This window comes from Belnapia mucosa (assembly GCF_016775475.1).
In the GTDB taxonomy this organism is placed as follows: Bacteria; Pseudomonadota; Alphaproteobacteria; order Acetobacterales; family Acetobacteraceae; genus Belnapia; species Belnapia mucosa.
On the sequence record NZ_JAEUXJ010000026.1, the window covers coordinates 11791 to 27867 of the forward strand.

Annotated in this window: 13 protein-coding genes and 4 pseudogenes; 15 read left to right on the forward strand and 2 right to left on the reverse strand. The window is 67.5% G+C overall.

Going from position 1 to position 16077, the window contains the following annotated elements:
- The 5 genes from JMJ55_RS27605 (at position 1) to JMJ55_RS27625 (ending at position 5931) form a co-directional block, all read left to right on the forward strand.
- Entirely contained in the window at positions 1-2262 is a 2262-nt protein-coding gene (locus tag JMJ55_RS27605) for a xanthine dehydrogenase family protein molybdopterin-binding subunit (RefSeq protein WP_202828833.1), read from the forward strand.
- A 73-nt stretch (positions 2263-2335) separates the two neighbouring features.
- Complete coding sequence (locus tag JMJ55_RS27610; protein WP_202828834.1) at positions 2336-2839, forward strand: alcohol dehydrogenase catalytic domain-containing protein; 504 nt, start codon at positions 2336-2338, stop codon at positions 2837-2839.
- A 21-nt stretch (positions 2840-2860) separates the two neighbouring features.
- The gene (locus JMJ55_RS27615) at positions 2861-3550 is read left to right on the forward strand and encodes a zinc-binding dehydrogenase (RefSeq protein WP_328702790.1); all 690 of its coding nucleotides are present in this window, start codon (positions 2861-2863) and stop codon (positions 3548-3550) included.
- A 67-nt stretch (positions 3551-3617) separates the two neighbouring features.
- Positions 3618-4355: a TVP38/TMEM64 family protein gene (locus JMJ55_RS27620; RefSeq protein WP_202828836.1), complete on the forward strand. Its 738-nt coding sequence runs from the start codon at positions 3618-3620 to the stop codon at positions 4353-4355.
- Entirely contained in the window at positions 4348-5931 is a 1584-nt protein-coding gene (locus tag JMJ55_RS27625; RefSeq protein ID WP_202828837.1) for a phospholipase D-like domain-containing protein, read from the forward strand. The genes JMJ55_RS27620 and JMJ55_RS27625 overlap by 8 nt, the downstream gene beginning before the upstream one ends.
- 13 nt (positions 5932-5944) lie before the next feature.
- On the opposite strand, the gene JMJ55_RS27630 is transcribed toward JMJ55_RS27625, so the two are convergent.
- The gene (locus JMJ55_RS27630) at positions 5945-6691 is read right to left on the reverse strand and encodes an endonuclease/exonuclease/phosphatase family protein (protein ID WP_236034144.1); all 747 of its coding nucleotides are present in this window, start codon (positions 6689-6691) and stop codon (positions 5945-5947) included.
- Between the two features lie 122 nt (positions 6692-6813).
- Between JMJ55_RS27630 and JMJ55_RS27635 the strand changes: the two are divergent.
- Positions 6814-7203: pseudogene (locus tag JMJ55_RS27635) on the forward strand (IS481 family transposase); the annotation flags it as partial.
- On the opposite strand, the pseudogene JMJ55_RS27640 reads toward JMJ55_RS27635, so the two are convergent.
- A pseudogene (locus JMJ55_RS27640) lies at positions 7202-7627 on the reverse strand (IS3 family transposase); the annotation flags it as partial. The pseudogenes JMJ55_RS27635 and JMJ55_RS27640 sit on opposite strands and share 2 nt — an antisense overlap.
- Positions 7628-7810: 183 nt before the next feature.
- Here JMJ55_RS27640 and JMJ55_RS27645 point away from each other — a divergent pair.
- The 9 genes and pseudogenes from JMJ55_RS27645 to JMJ55_RS27685 form a co-directional block, all read left to right on the forward strand.
- Positions 7811-8652, forward strand: a pseudogene (locus JMJ55_RS27645) (IS481 family transposase); the annotation flags it as partial.
- Between the two features lie 57 nt (positions 8653-8709).
- Positions 8710-8973 carry a tyrosine-type recombinase/integrase gene (locus JMJ55_RS27650; protein ID WP_328702791.1) on the forward strand — a complete coding sequence of 88 codons (264 nt, stop codon included), beginning with the start codon at positions 8710-8712 and terminating at the stop codon, positions 8971-8973.
- Entirely contained in the window at positions 8970-9632 is a 663-nt protein-coding gene (locus JMJ55_RS27655; protein WP_202828840.1) for a hypothetical protein, read from the forward strand. Before JMJ55_RS27650 ends, JMJ55_RS27655 begins: the two co-directional genes overlap by 4 nt.
- Positions 9622-10446, forward strand: coding sequence for a segregation and condensation protein A (locus JMJ55_RS27660; protein ID WP_202828841.1), 825 nt, complete (start codon positions 9622-9624; stop codon positions 10444-10446). The genes JMJ55_RS27655 and JMJ55_RS27660 overlap by 11 nt, the downstream gene beginning before the upstream one ends.
- A gap of 130 nt (positions 10447-10576) precedes the next feature.
- A complete protein-coding gene (ald, locus tag JMJ55_RS27665) occupies positions 10577-11695 on the forward strand; it encodes an alanine dehydrogenase (RefSeq protein WP_202828842.1) in 1119 nt (372 codons plus the stop codon).
- A 116-nt stretch (positions 11696-11811) separates the two neighbouring features.
- Entirely contained in the window at positions 11812-13275 is a 1464-nt protein-coding gene (locus JMJ55_RS27670; RefSeq protein WP_202828843.1) for an L-lactate permease, read from the forward strand.
- Positions 13276-13766: 491 nt separating this feature from the next.
- Positions 13767-14682 (forward strand): annotated as a pseudogene (gene tnpC, locus JMJ55_RS27675) (IS66 family transposase); the annotation flags it as partial.
- A complete protein-coding gene (locus JMJ55_RS27680; RefSeq protein WP_202828858.1) occupies positions 14580-14900 on the forward strand; it encodes a hypothetical protein in 321 nt (106 codons plus the stop codon). The pseudogene tnpC and the gene JMJ55_RS27680, both read left to right, overlap by 103 nt.
- 511 nt (positions 14901-15411) lie before the next feature.
- Positions 15412-15915, forward strand: coding sequence for a YciE/YciF ferroxidase family protein (locus tag JMJ55_RS27685; RefSeq protein ID WP_202828844.1), 504 nt, complete (start codon positions 15412-15414; stop codon positions 15913-15915).
- Positions 15916-16077: the final 162 nt, after the last annotated feature.

A 16077-nucleotide genomic window follows, 5' to 3' on the forward strand; every position in this document is an offset into this window, starting at 1 on the left:
ATGCCCGACGGCAACCAGACCATCATCGGCCAGCCGGCCATCCGCATCGACGGCCGCGCCAAGGTGACCGGCATGGCCCGCTACGCCTCGGACGAGGTGGTGGCGAACCCGGCCCACGCTTTCCTTGTCACCAGCGCCATCGCCCGCGGCCGCATCCGCGGTTTCCGGCTTGACGCCGCGCGGGCCGTGCCTGGCATCCTCGACATCCTGATGCATGGGAATGTCGGTGGCGAGGCGGAGAAGCCCAAGCCCATGTCGGGCGGCGACACGACGACGACGCTGGAATCCGACCGCGTCTGGCATGACGGCCAGATCATCGCCGTCGTCCTGGCCGAGAGCTTCGAGGCGGCGCGCGAGGCGGCGCACAAGGTGGAGGTGGACTATGAGGCCGAGCCGCCCTCCGCCACCTTCGGCAGCCCGGGCGTCGAGGAGGAGGTGCGCAAGGCCGGCGAGCACAAGGACTACAAGGTCGGCGACGCCGAGGCCTCCTTCGCCGTCGCCGAGGTGAAGGTGGACGCGCGCTACGGCACGCCGACCCAGCATCACAATCCGATCGAGCTATTCACCACCACCTGCGAATGGCGCGGCGGCAAGCTGACGGTCTACGAGCCCAGCCAGTTCGTCTATGGGTTGCGGGGCAGCCTGGCGAAGCAGTTGCGGATGGACCCCGGCGACATCCACGTGGTCTCGCGCTTTGTCGGCGGCGCCTTCGGCTCGCGCGGCGGGATCACGGCCCGTACCGCCTGGATCGCGGTCGCGGCGCGGCGGCTGAACCGGCCCGTGCGGCTGGTGGCAACGCGCGACCAGGGCTTCACTATCGTCACCTACCGGGCGGAGACGCGTCACCACATCCAGCTCGGCGCCACGCGCGACGGCCGGCTGACCGCCCTGCGCCATGAGGGTTGGGAGGTGACCTCGCGGCCATCCGAGTACAACGTCTCGGGTACGGAAACGACTGCGCGTGTCTATGCCTGCCCAAACATCCTGACCAAGGTGAACATCGTCCACGCCGACCGGAACACGCCGGGCTTCATGCGCGCGCCGCCCGAGACGCCCTACATGTTCCCGCTCGAGGTTGCGATGGACGAACTGGCGGTCGCGCTGAACATGGATCCGGTCGAGCTGCGCCGCATCAACGACACGCAGACCGACCCTGCGACCGGCAAGCCCTACAGTTCGCGCTCGCTGATGCCGTGCTTCGACCAGGCAGCGGAGCGCTTCGGCTGGAAGGGCCGCAACCCGGCACCTGGTACGATGCGCGATGGAGACTGGCAGGTTGGCTGGGGCTGCGCCACCGCTGCCTATCCGGCGAATATCGGCCCGGCCGCCGCCCGCGTGACCCTGACGCTTGAGGGCAAGGCGCGCGTGCAGATCGCCGCGCATGACATCGGCACCGGCGCCTATACGGTGATTGCCATCACCGCGGCGGACCGGCTGGGGCTCGAGATCGGCAAGGTCGTGGTCGAACTGGGGGGGTCGGAACTGCCGGCGGCCGGGCTGGCGGCAGGGTCGAGCCACACGGCCGGGATCTGCAACGCGGTGGCCAAGGCCTGCGAGGGGGTCCGGCAGCGGCTGGCACAGGCCGCGGTGACAAGCAATGACGGGCCCCTGGCAGGCCAGGATCCGGCGAAGCTGACGCTGTCCGCTGGCGCACTGCGCGCCCCGGGCGGTGCCGCCGAGGATCTGCCGAAAGCCCTCGCCCGGGTCACCACCGGTGTGCTTGAGGTCTATGCCGAGAACATCCCGAAGGGATTGCCGCCGGAGTCCATCGGCAAGGTCTATCAGGGCCAGATGGCCATGTCCCGGGGCCACAGCCGCGAGGACGCCACCACCTACACGTTCGGCGCCCAGTTCGTGGAGGTGCGGGTGCATGCTCTGACGCGGGAGGTGCGGGTGCCACGTGCGGTCGGGGCCTTCGCCGCGGGCACCATCGTCAACCCGTTGACAGCCCACAGCCAGTACATGGGCGGCATGATCTGGGGGATCAGTGCGGCGCTGCACGAGGCCACCGAGATCGACCCGCATGCGGCCCGCTACGTGAACGACAACATCGCCGAGTACCTGATGCCGGTGAACGCCGATGTGCGCAGCATCGAGGTCATCATGGTTCCGGAGCAGGATGCGCAGGTGAACCCGCTCGGCATTAAGGGCATCGGCGAGATCGGCATCGTCGGAATGAACGCGGCAATCTCCAACGCCGTGTGGCACGCGACCGGCAGGCGCATCCGCGACCTGCCGATCCGGATCGAGGACCTGCTCTGACGCCAGGCGCGCGGCAGGCCTGCCCGCCGCGACGGGCTCGCCACGGCTATCCATCCGACCAAGGAGGCTCCGCATGAAGGCCGTCGTTTTCCACGGTATCGGTGACATCCGGCTCGACGAGGTGAAGGACCCGTCCGTCCAGGATCCGACGGACGCGGTCGTCCGCATCACTTCCTCGGCCATTTGCGGCACCGACCTGCACATGATCCGCGGTACCTTTGTCGGCATGCGGCCGGGCACGATCCTGGGCCATGAGGCGGTGGGCATCGTCGAGGAAGTTGGCCGGGGCGTACGTAACTTCCGCCGCGGCGACCGGGTAGTGATTCCATCCACCATCGCCTGCGACAATTGCAGCTATTGCCGCAGCGGCTACACCGCGCAATGCGACGACGCCAACCCGAACGGTGCCGCCGCCGGCACGGCCTTCTTCGGCAGCCCACAGGCGGCTGGCGGCTTCGACGGGCTGCAGGCCGAGTACGCCCGGATACCCTTTGCCTACCACAACCTGATCCGTCTGCCGCAGGCGGTTTCGGACGACCAGGCGATCCTGCTCTCGGACATCTATCCCACTGCTTGATTCGGCGCGGTGTTGGCCGAGGTGGGCGACGGAGACGTGGTGGCGGTCTGGGGATGTGGCCCGGTCGGGCTCTTCGCGGTGATGAGCGCTTTCCAGCAGGGCGCACACCGGGTCATCGCCATCGATGGCCATGCCGACCGGCTGGAGCGCGCCCGGGCGCTCGGCGCCGAAACGGTCAACTTCAACGAGGAGGACCCGGTCGAGGCGATCAAGGAACTCACCCGCGGCATCGGCCCGGATCGTGCCATCGACTGCGTTGGCGTCGACAGTGAGCGGCCGAAGCAGGACCCAGCGGCGGAGAAGGCCGGTCAGCAGGCGCAGCAATTCGCCCAGGAGGTCCAGCAGATCGTCCCCGACGCCAAGCCGCAAGGCAGGCAGTGGAAGCCGGGCGATGCGCCGTCCCTGGCGCTGACCTGGGCGGTGGAGACGCTAGCCAAGGCCGGCACGCTCGGCATCATCGGCGTCTATCCGCCGACGGATCGCTTTTTCCCGATCGGCATGGCGATGAACAAGAATCTCAGCATCAACATGGGGAACTGCAACCACAGAACCTCAATCCCGAAGCTGGTCGAGATGGTCGAGGGCGGCACGGTGGATCCTACTGCGGTGCTCTCGCATGTCGAGCCGATGTCGGACGTGATTGCGGCCTACAAGGAGTTCGACCTGCGCAACCCGGGCTGGATCAAGGTGGAATTGAAGCCGGGGACATGACCGGCTTCGGCGAATGTGACGGATTGGTCAGTACCGTCTACCGTCCCAGCTAACCGGCTTCTCCGGTATGAGGAACGACGCTACGGAACAGTACGGCAGGGAAGGTGTCAGGCATGGCTGCCTCCGGTTCTGGCCTGTCGCGGCCCTGTTGGCCGGGCTTGGGCTGGCCTTGGCTTCTGGACTACAGCGCTACCTTTCCCTCGATGCCCTCGTGGAGTACCGCGAGGCTCTGTCGCAGCAGGTGGCTGCCTCGCCGGTCCTGACGGCGCTGGGCTATGTCTCGGCGTATGTGATCGCGGTCACCTTCTCGGTTCCGGCTGGTCCCGTGCTGACCATGGCAGGAGGGCTGCTTTTCGGCCGTTGGCTCGGCACCGCGCTGGCCCTACCGGCCGCGACGCTTGGCGCCTGCCTGCTGTTTCTCGCCGTCCGCTCGGCATTGGCGCCGGCGGTGGCGCGGCGAGCGGGACCATTTCTTGATCGACTCAAGCCAGGGCTGGAGCGGGACGGCTTCTGGTACCTGCTCTCGCTGCGGCTCCTGCCGATCGTGCCTTATCCCGTTGGAAGCATCGCGCCGGCGTTGGTCGGGATGCCCCTTCCGGCTTTCGCCGTCGCGACCGGGCTTGGGATCCTGCCGGGCACCCTGGTCTTCGCCGGCATCGGCGCCGGGCTCGGGCAGGTCTTTGCCTACGGTGGACGGCCGGACGCATCTGTGATGCTTTCGGCGCCGATCCTGCTGCCGCTTATCGGCCTTGCGGCGCTTTCCCTGGTAGCGATGTGGTGGCGGCGACGGAGGAGTGATGCGTGAGGTTGCGGGTCGGGACCGGACATCGCCTGCCGGGCTCCCCCACCTGAGAGAAAGGGGCGTGAGTGCCGATAGCAGCGGGTCCGGGCTTCTCCTCAGCGGTGCGGAGCGGGCCGGGCCGATTGCGGCCTATGGCAGGTCGTCCTCGCTGCTGCGCCCAGGCGAGACCTGTTGGCGTATCGAACCGGCAGGGCGTGTCGCGGTCCTGCTCGACAGCGCCGCTTACTTCGCTGCTGCCAAGGCCGCCATGCTCAGGGCCGAACGGTCCATCCTGCTGCTCGGTTGGGACTTCGATCCGCGCACGCGCCTGTGCCCGAATACGGCGGCGACGGAGCCGCCGGACGAGATCGGACCGCTGCTGACCGGACTCGCCGCGCATCGGCGGGACCTCGACGTCCGGGTGCTGATCTGGGACATACCGCTCTTGATCACGGTTGGCCGGCAATTCTTCCCCAAACGGGCAGCCGCGCGATTCCGCAGTAGCCGCGTCCATTTCCACCTCGATCACGCCCCCGGTGGCGCTTGCCACCATCAGAAATTGCTGGTCATCGACGACGCCATCGCTTTCTGCGGTGGCGGCGATTTCGCCATCAATCGCTGGGACACGCCGAGCCATCCCGACCATGATGCGCGCCGACGCCTGCCTTTCGGCAGGGAGCACGCGCCCCGGCACGAGGTGATGATGCTGGTGGATGGCGGGGCGGCGGCGGCGCTGGGCCGGCTCGCGCGCGAACGCTGGTTCCATGCGACCGGGGAGCGAATCGAGCCACCGCTGCCCATTGGCGGCGACCCCTGGCCGCAGGAGGTGCCTCCCGACCTGATCGATGCGCCGCGCCTCGGTATCGCCCGTACCGAGCCCGCCTGGACACAGGAGCCGCCGGCGCGCGAGGTTGAGGCGCTGCATCTCGCGGCCATTGCCGCGGCGCGCCGCTTGATCTACCTGGAGAACCAGTATTTCGCCTCGCCGCGCTTGGCGGATGCCCTGGCTGAGCGGCTCGCGGAGGCCGAAGGACCGGAAATCCTGCTCGTTGTATCGGGGCGGAGCCCTAGTTTCTTCGACCGGATGACCATGGATGCGCCGCGCGACTCGCTGGTCGCGCGGCTCCGTGCCGCCGATCGTCACGGGCGCTTCGCTGCCTATGCACCGCGCACGGTGGGCGGCCGGACCGTCCTCGTGCACTCCAAGGTCGCCATCATAGACGACCGGCTGCTGCGCGTGGGCTCGGCGAACCTGAACAACCGCTCGGGCGGGTTCGATACCGAATGCGACCTTGCCCTCGAAGCCCCGGATGGACCTGCCGGCGCCCATGTGGAGACCGCGATCGGCCGCTTCCGGGAGAAGCTGATCGGCCATTTCCTGGATGTCGACGAACGCCGGATGGCGGCGGCGATCAGCCGAGCAGGCAGCTTGGCGGGCGGCATCGAAGCGCTGGACGGCGACCGCGACGTACGGCGGCTGCAACCTCTCCCGCCTGGCGGGCCCGGTCCGTTGGGCGCGCTCGTCGCCGCCTTGCAGTTGGGCGACCCAAACGGACTGGAGGATGCCTGGCGGCCCTGGCGGCGGCTGCGGGCCCCGTGACCGCCGCTCATCGTCACACCTGCCGGCGGATGCTTAGATCCACGACGAGCGGAAGGTGGTCGGAGGCTAGACGCTCGAGCGGACCGCGGCGCACCTCGGCGCTCCGCGCCTCGACACCCACACTGAGGAAGACATGGTCGATGCGCAACAGCGGCCACCGTGACGGGAAAGTGGGGCGCGGCTTTTGCCCGGGAAGCATGCGTTGTGCGTCGCGCAGTTGTGCCGCAATGCGTCGATAGGCAACCGAACGCGGAACAGCGTTGAAATCCCCTAGCAGCACCGCTGGCCGGCCGCGGCAGGTTGGGTGGCCAAGCCAAGCCTCCCCGAGCAGCGCCTCGACCTGCGCCAGCCGCTCTCGTGCTGCCAGGCCGAGATGTGTGTTTATCACCTGCAGCACACTACCGTCGCCAAGTTCCACTGCGACCCAGAGCGCTCCCCGCGGCTCCAGCATCGGTCGGTGCGCCAAGCCAGGCAGCGGTCCGGCCTTGATGAGACGCATGGGCAAAGCACTCAGGACTGCATCGCCATAGGCCTCCTCCTCGACCCGGAGCGCCGGATGGAAATGGAATTCCATTCCGAGCGCGCGCGCGATGCTGTGCGCCTGGTCCAGGCCGCCGGTACGGGCACGCCCAACATCGAGTTCCTGCAACGCCACGATGTCGGGTTGGGCCGCAGCGATCACGGCGGCGATCCGTTCAGGTGAGAGCGTGCCATCCATGCCACGGCAGCTGTGCACATTGTAGGTCAGGATACGAGGCATGCTGTGACAATGCATACGATCAGTGGTGGTAGCGATGTGATCCAGTACAAATCCGAAGAACCTCGCGGGCATTTGGCTAGCATAAGGGTCACTTCCGTCCGCGGCGCCAGCATAGTTAAGCGAGCCTGAGAGAGCTGGCGCGGCGCTACAGGGTAAACCCCAAGACGATTGCCAAATGGCGCAGGCGGACCTCGGTCGCCGATCTGCTGACCGGCCCGCGGGAGCCACGGTCCTCCACGCTGTCGGCCGAGGATGAGTCGGTCATCGTGGCCTTCCGGCGTCACACCCTGCTGCCGCTGGACGACTGCCTCTACACTCTGCAACCCACCGTGCCGCAGCTCACGCGCTCAGCCCTGTACCGCTGCCTTCGGCGCCACGGAATCTGCCGGCTGCCAGAGGTCGAGGACAACAAGCCAGCCAAGAAGGCGTTCAAGCCCTACCCCATCGGCTACTTCCACATCGACATCGCCGAGGTCAGCACGGAGGAAGGCAAGCTCCGTGTCTTCGTTGCCGCAGCTTCTGGCCGTTGCGCGCCCGGTCCTCGACGGAACCGTAGGCCCAGACGTGATTGGACCTCTCAGGCCACAGCCGCACGCAGGAGCCGTCGTTCAACCACAGCCGCCCGCGCTTTGGTTGCCGGGCCGGGACCTTCAGTCCCTCCATCCGCCAGATCCGCTCCACCCTCTTGTGGTTGCAGGACCAACCCTCGGCCCTGAGGAGGGCCGTGATCCGCCGATAACCGTACTGCCCGTACTGCCGGGCCAGGCCGATAATACTCTCCCTCAGCGGCGCCTCGTCGTCGGTCACTCTGGGTGCTCTGCGCTGCACCGAGCGGTGCTGTCCCAGCACACGGCAGGCGAACCGCTTGGAGACGTCCTGCTCCGCCGTAACATGCTTGATGCAGGCTCGGCGACGGGCAGTGCTTACCAGTTTCCCGACGGTGCGGGGCAATGCCCCGCACCAGCCGGCCGTTCGGGGTGGTGGTGTTGATGGCTGCTCCCTCGCCGATGAGGATGCGCAGCCCCACGCCGCGCCCGGTCGCTCGTGCACGACAGTGACTAGATGTTTGGTGCCAAGGTTTGATGGTGCAGTCTTCCAGCCGGCGTGGAAGGACGCGCTATGTGCCAGGTTCACCATGGGAGCGCAACAACGACAGCGGCGATCCGTCGAGCGATACAGCATAGTCAAGAGAGCCTGAGAGGGCTCGCCAAGCGCTACGGGATCAACCCCAAGACGGTCGCGAAGTGGAGGAGGCGGGCCTCCATCTCCGACCTGCGCACCGATCCTCAGGAGCCCAGGTCAACGGTCCTGTCGGCCGAGGATAAGGCCGTTGTGGTTGCCTTCCGCCGTCACACGCTGTTGCCGCTCGACGACTGCCTCTACGCCCTCCAGCCCAGCATGCCGCACCTTACCTGCTCCAGCCTGCACCGCTGCCTCCAGCGCCATGGCATCAGCCGGCTGCCGGACACCGAGGGCGACAAGCCGAGCCGCTCCAAGTTCAAGCGCTACCCCATCGGCACCTTCCACATCGACATCGCCGAGGTCCGGACCGAGCAGGGCAAGCTCCACCTCTTCGTTGCCACCACAGGACTTCGAAGTTCGTCTTCGCCGAGTTGCACGAGAAGGCCACGCGCCGTGTCGCCAGCAACTTTCTCCGAGCGCTCGCCGCGGCGGTTCCATACAAGATCCACACCGTGCTCACCGACAACGGCACGCACTTCACTGAGCCCACAGGAGATGGCTGAACGCCCGAAGACATCCGGCAAATGATGGCCCGCAACGAGCCGTTCCTTTGCCACGCCTTCGAGTTCGCCTGCGCCGAGCTCAGCATCGAGCACAGGCTCACCAAGCCTCGACACCCCTGGACCAATGGTCAGGTCGAGCGCATGAACCGAACCATCAAAGATGCCACCGTCAAGCGGTTCTACTACGAGAGCCATCAGCAGCTCCGCCAGAACCTCGCCGCCTCGGCCTGCGACTATGGGCCGGTGTTCCGCAAGGTCGACCGCTAGGGCAACATCGAGCATGCCCGACTCAGTGGCGAGGCGGTCCGCACCATCCTCGCTGGCCGGGCCAAGGCGGCGGGGATCACGGTGCCCAGCACGGAGCGGCTGTCGCCGCACGGGCTGCGGGCGGGGTTCGTGACCGAGGCCTACATGGCCGGCGCCCGGGATGAGCAGGTGATGGACCATACCCGCCACCGCGACCTCAAGACCATGCGCGGCTATGTCCGCCGGGCCAAGCTGGTCACCGAGAGCGCCAGCAAGCTGCTCGACCTGTGACAGGGGTCCGGGCGGCGAGGAGGCTGCCGAAGTCGGCCGGCGGGGCAGGGGAGGGGGCTGCAGCCTCGCCGGTCGAGGTGCTGGCGCTGGCGCAGACCGACTGGCTCTACCACCACCTCCGGGTCGCCGGGGACCCGGCCGAGGTCGCGGCCTTTCGCCAAGCCGCGGCCGGGGCTGGAATCATCCCCTGGCAGCACAGCCTCGGGCGGGCCGAGGAGGACTGGTTCCACCTGCTGGTCGCGCCCCCGCCGCCGCTGCAGCGCAGCCTCAGCCTCGAGGGCGCCCGCATCCTCGCCGGCCAGCTGCGGGTGGCGGCCGAGGAGCGGCTGCGGCTGGTGGCCGAGCGCTCGGGCGAGAGCCGGGCCTGCCCGCTCGACCTGCACCGGCTGCTGCCGGTGCCGGAGGCGGTGCTCCGGCTCGGGCCGGAGCATCCCGAGGCGCGGGCCTGGCTGTGGTCCCACTGGGGCACGACCGAGGCGCTGCGGCATGTGGTCGAGCTGCCGGTCCCGAAGCGCGGCCAGCCGCCCAGGCGCGACCCCGGCCTGCTCTGGCTGGGCTTCTGGTCGGCCGATTGGACACCCTGGGCGGCGATCCGGCAGTTGCGCAAGCGCTGGCCAGGGCTGCGGCTCGCGGTGCAGCCGCGCTACGATGACCCCTAAGGCCGACAGCGACGAGGCCTTCCTGGATGCCGCCACGGCCGCGGTCGGCAACAGCGGGGCGCCGGCGCTGCGGCTGGGGGCCTATGAGGGCCCGCTTGACCTGCTGCTGGAGCTGGCCCGGGCGCAGCGGGTCGACCTAGCGCAGATCTCGGTCGCCACCCTGGCCGAGCAGTTCGAAGCGGTGGTCACGGCGGCGATCGACCAGCGGCGGGTGCCGCTGCCGCGGCTGGCGGACTGGCTGATCATGGCGGCGTGGCTGACGCTACTGCGCTCGCGCCTGCTGCTGCCGGCCGCGGCGGCGGAGAGCGCCGAGGCCGAGCGCGAGGCGCAGGGGCTGCGCCGCAAGCTGGCCGATCGGGAATGGGCGTCGCGGCTCGCGGACTGGCTGGAGCGGCGGCCGCAGCTGGGGCGGCAGGTCTTTGCCCGAGGGGAGGCAGACCAAACTGCCACCGTCGGCGCGGTGCCGCTGGCGGACACGGCGGAGCTGCTGCGGGCCTGCTCGCGGCTACTGGTGCTGCCACACTGGGACCGGGTGTATCGGCCGCGGCCGCCCACGCTATGGCGGGCGCCGGATGCGCTGGAGCGGATATGCCAGCTGCTGCCGACGGTGGGAGAGGGGGCAGACCTCACTAGCTTCCTGCCGCCGCCGTCCGAGGCGCGGGTCCAGTCGCCGCTGCAGCGGCGAGCGGCGCTGGCGACAACGCTGATGGCAGGGCTCGAGCTCAGCTGGGATGGAATCGTAGCGTTCGCTCGGGATAAAGCATTTGGCGAAATCCGACTGCGACTGAATGGCGAGGCTGTCGTTCTGGAATGAGCAATCGCGAACAAAGGTCACGATTCGGGTCCTTGCGGATAGTGCTGACCGCACACCTACCGATGCTTATGATTTCAGGGCAAGCTCCCGATGCGGAAACGCCAGCACCACAAGAAAGCCGGAGCACGCCATGCAGATTGGTGTCCCCAAGGAAGTGAAAGTCCACGAATATCGCGTTGGCTTGGTCCCCGCCTCGGTGCGGGAACTGGTGCAGCGCGGCCATCACGTCTTGGTCGAAACCGGTGCCGGCGCAGGCATCGGCTTTCTCGACGCAGCCTATGCCGCCGCCGGTGCCAGCATCGCGCCGAGCGCTGCTGAGGTCTTCGCCGCGGCTGATCTCGTGGTCAAGGTGAAGGAACCGCAGCCGGCTGAATGGGCGCAACTCCGCCGTGGTCAGATGCTGTTCACCTACCTGCATCTCGCACCCGATCGCGAGCAGACCGAGGGCTTGCTGACAAGCGGCTGCACCGCCATCGCCTATGAAACCGTAACTGACACAACGGGCGCCCTACCGCTGCTGGCGCCGATGAGCGAGGTGGCCGGCCGCATGGCTATCCAGGTCGGCGCCCGTTGCCTGGAGAAGGAAGCAGGCGGCGCCGGCATCCTGCTCTCGGGTGTACCCGGAGTACCGCCCGGACGTATTGTCGTGCTCGGCGGCGGTGTCGTCGGCTCGAACGCTGCACGAATCGCCGCCGGAATGCGAGCCCAGGTCACGGTGCTGGATCGCAACCCGCGGGTACTCGATGCACTGGACCGGGAATTCGCTGGCCGTGTCGCCACCGTCTTCGCAACGGCGGAGGCAGTGGAACAGGCGGTGACCGAGGCCGATCTGATCGTTGGCGCCGTGCTGATCCCTGGCGCTGCGGCGCCCCGATTGGTGAGCCGCGCTATGGTCGCCGCAATGCGACCCGGGAGCGTGTTGGTCGATGTGGCGATTGATCAGGGTGGCTGCTTCGAGACCTCCCGCCCCACAACCCATGCTGAGCCGACCTATGTGGTGGATGGCGTGGTACATTACTGCGTCACCAATATGCCGGGCGCGGTGGCCAGAACCAGCGCTGTCGCGCTGAACAACGCGACACTGCCCTTCGTCCTGCAACTGGCTGATAAGGGCTTCCCACACGCTCTGAAAGAGAATGCAAATCTCGCGCAAGGGCTGAACATCCATGCGGGGCATGTTGTCCACCCTGCGGTGGCGGAGGCGCGCGGGCTGACCGCTCTGCCGTTGTCAGAGGCGCTAAGCGGCTAGCGCTGCGGCACACTTCTGAATTGAGCGCGGCATTAGGAACCGCTGCAAGCTGGGGCGGCATCCTGCTTGGATGGGCTTGACCGTGGCGCTGCGGGCAGGCGATGGGAAGGCAGGGTGTGATTTATTTCGTATGGACGCTGCCAGCACTGCTTGTCATCGCTGCCATTGCAAGCGGCCAGATTGGCGTGCTCGCCGCATCAGCCATCGGCTTGGCCTCCGCGCTTGTGGTCGCTTTTGCAGCGGCCCCGCATAGCTTCCAGCTTGCGGAGGCCGCTGTCTCGCTCGCACGAGGTGTCTGGATCGGTTGGATCATTGTCCCTTACATCGTAGGGGGGCTTTTGTTCTGGCAAATCGCGATGCGAACCGGCGATGCCGGCACGCCCACTGCGATGCCCATGCCGAATGCCCGCGCCGGGCGGCGACTCCTTTTCATGGCCTGCTTTCTGATAGGCCCTTTCGCGGAATCGGCTACCGGCTTCGGCGTCGGCATCATCGGCACCATGGCGCTGGTGCGCCGACTGCAGATCAAGCCGATCCAGCTTCTCGTTTTTTCCCTCATCAGCCAGACCATGATCCTATGGGGTGCCATGGGCAGCGGTGCGATCATCGCTGCCGCCTTGGCCCGCACGAACCCGACTGCGCTTGCCGTTCATGCCAGCATCCTGGTTGTCGGATTCAATATTGCATGGCTGGTGCTCTACTGGCGCCTGGCCGACCGAGCCGGCTTCGCCCTAGGCCCTCGAGAGCGGCTGAGCGAAGCCCTGTGGCTTGGAACCAGCTTGGCCCTCGTGGTCGCCGCGACGGCCGTGCTTGGTCCCGAAACGGCAATGCTCGCCGCCTACGGTCCAGTGATCGCATTACGCTACTTGGTGGACGAGCGCCCAGATCGCCGGACCCTCGGTCAGATGTTCCGTCGGATGCTTCCCTTCGGCCTCCTGATCGCCTGGCTAGGTGCTACCCGTCTGGTCGCGCCGCTTGAAGGCTTTCTGCTGCACGCAGGACGCCTGCACCCTTTCGCCGGCGCGCCGGCTTGGGCGCCCCTTTTCCATGCCGGGACTTGGCTCCTCGTTGCGGCAGTCCTTACGGGCCTGTTGCGTGGTCACGCCCGAGCCTTCCCGGTGGAACTGAGGGCAGCCTGGACAACCGGGCGCCTCGCCATCCTCAGCATCTTCACCTTCTCCGCCATGGCGGAGGTGCTGTCCGGCTCAGGTATCGCCACTGGCCTCGCCCAGGGCCTTTTCCAGACATTCGGTCGTGCGGCAGTGGTGGTGATGCCGATTCTCTCAGCGGTCTATGGCGTATTGGCCAACAGCAGCAACGGCCCCAACGGGCTTTTTATGGCGGCGCAGGTGAGCTTGGCGACGGAAGCCGGCCTCAACCTCGCCGCGGCAGTCGCGCTGCAGCACGTCGCGGCCTTTTCGCTCAACATTGTCTCGCCCGTACGCATGTCCATCGCCTGTAGCCTTGCTGGCACCCCGGGCCACGAGCGCGATGCTTACCGCGCCATGCTGCCATTCGCCGTGGCCGCGGTCGCTCTCCTTCTTGTTGCGGCAATCTTGGTTGCCTCAGGCCGAGTATGACGTCACTCAGGCCAAAGGCTCCGGCGGTCTGATGGGCACCGCAAGTGGCACCCGCTGTCGCAACTTCTGTGCCACCTCAGATGATTGAAGCGTTACCTCCTCCACCACCATGAGACGATCTCGACCTGTCGGAGGGGTTCTCTCAGTGCTCGCGCCAAACCTGGCGGCGTGAGGTGAAAGCCAGATTCAGGTTATGCTGCGTCGAGAATGGCGAGCGCGCTGGTAGCACGACGGAGGTGGGGCAGGCGACGGCGGCCGGAGGACAAGCTGCGGGGCCGAGCTGGACGAGCCCGGCGCGAAGTTCGCCGAGGTGGCGCGTCGGCACAGGTGAGCCGCGGGCTCTTGTGGCAGTGGCGGGATGCGCAGCGGCGCGGGACGCTGGTGGCCGACGAGCCGGTTTTCGTGCCGCTACGCGTCGTGCCGGAGCTGCCCCCACCCGAACCGCAGCCGGAGACGGCGAGGATACCGTCTGCCGAGCTGGGCGCCGAGGCATTGAGGCACTCCGCGCCGCGCTGGCCGCGGAGCGCGAGGCGCGCATCGCGGCCGAGACCCGCGCCACCGACGCGGAGGCGCGTGTGACCGGCGTCGAGGCGACCATCGCCCACCTGAAGCTCGTCATCGCCAAGCTCCGCCGCGACAAGTTCGGCGCCTCCTCCGGGCGTAGCCGCAAGCTGCTCGACCAGCTCGAGCTGGAGCTGGGCGAGCTCGTCGCCGCGGCGGCGGAGGCCGCCGCCAAGGCCGACATGGCGGAGAGCGGGGCGGCGCCCCGTCCCGAGGCGCCGCCCCGCCGCAAGCCGTTCCGCGGGCCCTTGCCTGCCCACTTGCCGCGGCAGCGGGTGGTGCTCCCCGCGCCCTCCGCCTGCCCTGCTGCGGGGGCAAGCTCTCCAAGCTGGGCGAGGACATCACCGAAACCCTGGAGGTGGTGCCCCGGCAGTGGAAGGTGATCCAGACCGTGCGGGAGCGGTTCTCCTGCCGCGCCTGCGAGAGGGTCACTCAGCCGCTCGCACCGTTCCACCCGATCGCGCGTGGCCGGGCAGGGCCGAACCTGCTGGCGACCGTCCTCGAAGCGAAGTTCGGCCAGCACCTGCCGCTCAACCGCCAGAGCAAGACCTACGGCCGGGAGGGGGTGTAGCTGGGCGTCTCGACCCTCGCCGACTGGGTCGGCCCTCGGTGGCGGCGCTGGCGCCCCTGCACGCCTTGATCGAGGCCCGTGTCCGGGCGGCCGCGCGGCTGCATGGCGACGACACCACCGTCCCGCTGCTCGCCCGCGGCAAGACGGTCACGGCTCGGCTCTGGACCTACGTATGCGACGACCGTCCCTTTGCCGGACCAGCCCCGCCTGCAGCCCTGTTCTACTTCTCGCGCGACAGGACGGCCGAGCATCCGAGGCGGCCTGCTGGGCTCACTTCCGCCGCAAGGCGGGGGCGATCAGCCTTGTCTACACCATCGCCCGCGTCGCCGAGATGCTTGGCGAGGACGAGGAGCGCCTGCACGACCTCGCCCTCTACATGGAACCTGAAGACGGGCGCCTCTGGGTCTACGGCACCGGGGAGGACGCCACGCTCGCCTTTACCCGCGACGGCGTCGAACGGCTCCGCGAGCTGATCGCCGAAGAAAAGCACTGAACCCGTCAACGCCAGCGACCGCGGCCATCACCGGGTGGGTACGTTGCCGGCTGCCGAGTTGGGCCGGCTCTAACTGGGGCCAGAGCCGAGAGAGGCCCTCGGACGACAGGACCGCGAGCAGGCGGTTGCGGGTGCGCGGCGGCGATTGGTCGGGGAGGGCCATGTGGAGTTCCGGCGACGGTGTGTCGGCGGGAGCACTCGATACTCTCAGCCGCCTGCGCCGGAGGACGTCAGCAGGCGATGGGCCGCCTATGGTGCCGCGCGGGACCGGTGTCGATGCCAAACCGTACGCTCGTCAGAAGGCGGGCCGACCATCTCCATGTCGAAGCCTGCCCCGCTGACTCGCTCTGCGCGGGACCAATCGCAACTTGAAGTTGTTTAGCGATGCCTCCTTTCGGTCGACGCCGTGGCTTGAACTCTCTGCAACCGCCACGCGTTCAACGCTTGCTGGTCACCCTGCGCTTGCAGTGGCTATTGGATCGCCAGCCCAAATCTAATCAGGAGCACGGCCATGGGATTACTATCAAAGCCGATCAAGACACTGGACGATCTCTTCGTTCACACGCTGCAGGACATCTACTACGCAGAGAACCAGATTACGAAGTCGCTGCCGAAAATGATTGCGAAGGCCACGGACCCACAACTGAAGCAGGGTTTCGAAACCCACTTGGCCGAGACGCAAAATCAAATCAAGCGCCTCGAGCAGGTGTTCCAAATGCATGGGCAGCCAGTGAAGGGCGTGACCTGCGCCGCCATGGACGGCATCCTGGAAGAAGCAACGGAAACTATGAGCGACGTCGGCGACAAAGATGTTCTTGACGCTGCCATGTTGTCCGCAGCCCAGGCCGTCGAGCACTATGAGATCACCCGTTATGGCACTCTCATCGCTTTCGCCAAGCAGCTCGGCCGTCAGGATTGTGCCAGCGTTTTGCAGCAAAACCTTGATGAGGAAAAGGCCACCGATCAGAAGCTCACAAGCCTTGCCGAAACTCGAGTCAATCGCAAAGCGCCCTGATGGTTTGTCAGATCTCAGGCCAGTAGGGCTGTTTGGTCGGAGCGGGCCTGGTAAGCTCCTAGGGCAAGCGGAGCTTGAGCCGGAAATGGACTGCGCGGTACGCGCTTCCGTAGACGTGACCGAGCAGCCCGGGGCTGCAGCAGGCAGTTCAACGAGCGCAGT

What these genes read in the sequence shown, in the direction of transcription:
- JMJ55_RS27685 (WP_202828844.1), top strand. Translation starts at nt 15,412, where the DNA reads ATGGGATTACTATCAAAGCCGATCAAGACACTGGACGATCTCTTCGTT.
- JMJ55_RS27625 (WP_202828837.1), top strand. Translation starts at nt 4,348, where the DNA reads ATGCGTGAGGTTGCGGGTCGGGACCGGACATCGCCTGCCGGGCTCCCC.
- JMJ55_RS27630 (WP_236034144.1), bottom strand. Translation starts at nt 6,691, where the DNA reads ATGCCTCGTATCCTGACCTACAATGTGCACAGCTGCCGTGGCATGGAT.
- JMJ55_RS27660 (WP_202828841.1), top strand. Translation starts at nt 9,622, where the DNA reads ATGACCCCTAAGGCCGACAGCGACGAGGCCTTCCTGGATGCCGCCACG.
- JMJ55_RS27620 (WP_202828836.1), top strand. Translation starts at nt 3,618, where the DNA reads ATGAGGAACGACGCTACGGAACAGTACGGCAGGGAAGGTGTCAGGCAT.
- ald (WP_202828842.1), top strand. Translation starts at nt 10,577, where the DNA reads ATGCAGATTGGTGTCCCCAAGGAAGTGAAAGTCCACGAATATCGCGTT.
- JMJ55_RS27605 (WP_202828833.1), top strand. Translation starts at nt 1, where the DNA reads ATGCCCGACGGCAACCAGACCATCATCGGCCAGCCGGCCATCCGCATC.
- JMJ55_RS27680 (WP_202828858.1), top strand. Translation starts at nt 14,580, where the DNA reads ATGCGACGACCGTCCCTTTGCCGGACCAGCCCCGCCTGCAGCCCTGTT.
- JMJ55_RS27610 (WP_202828834.1), top strand. Translation starts at nt 2,336, where the DNA reads ATGAAGGCCGTCGTTTTCCACGGTATCGGTGACATCCGGCTCGACGAG.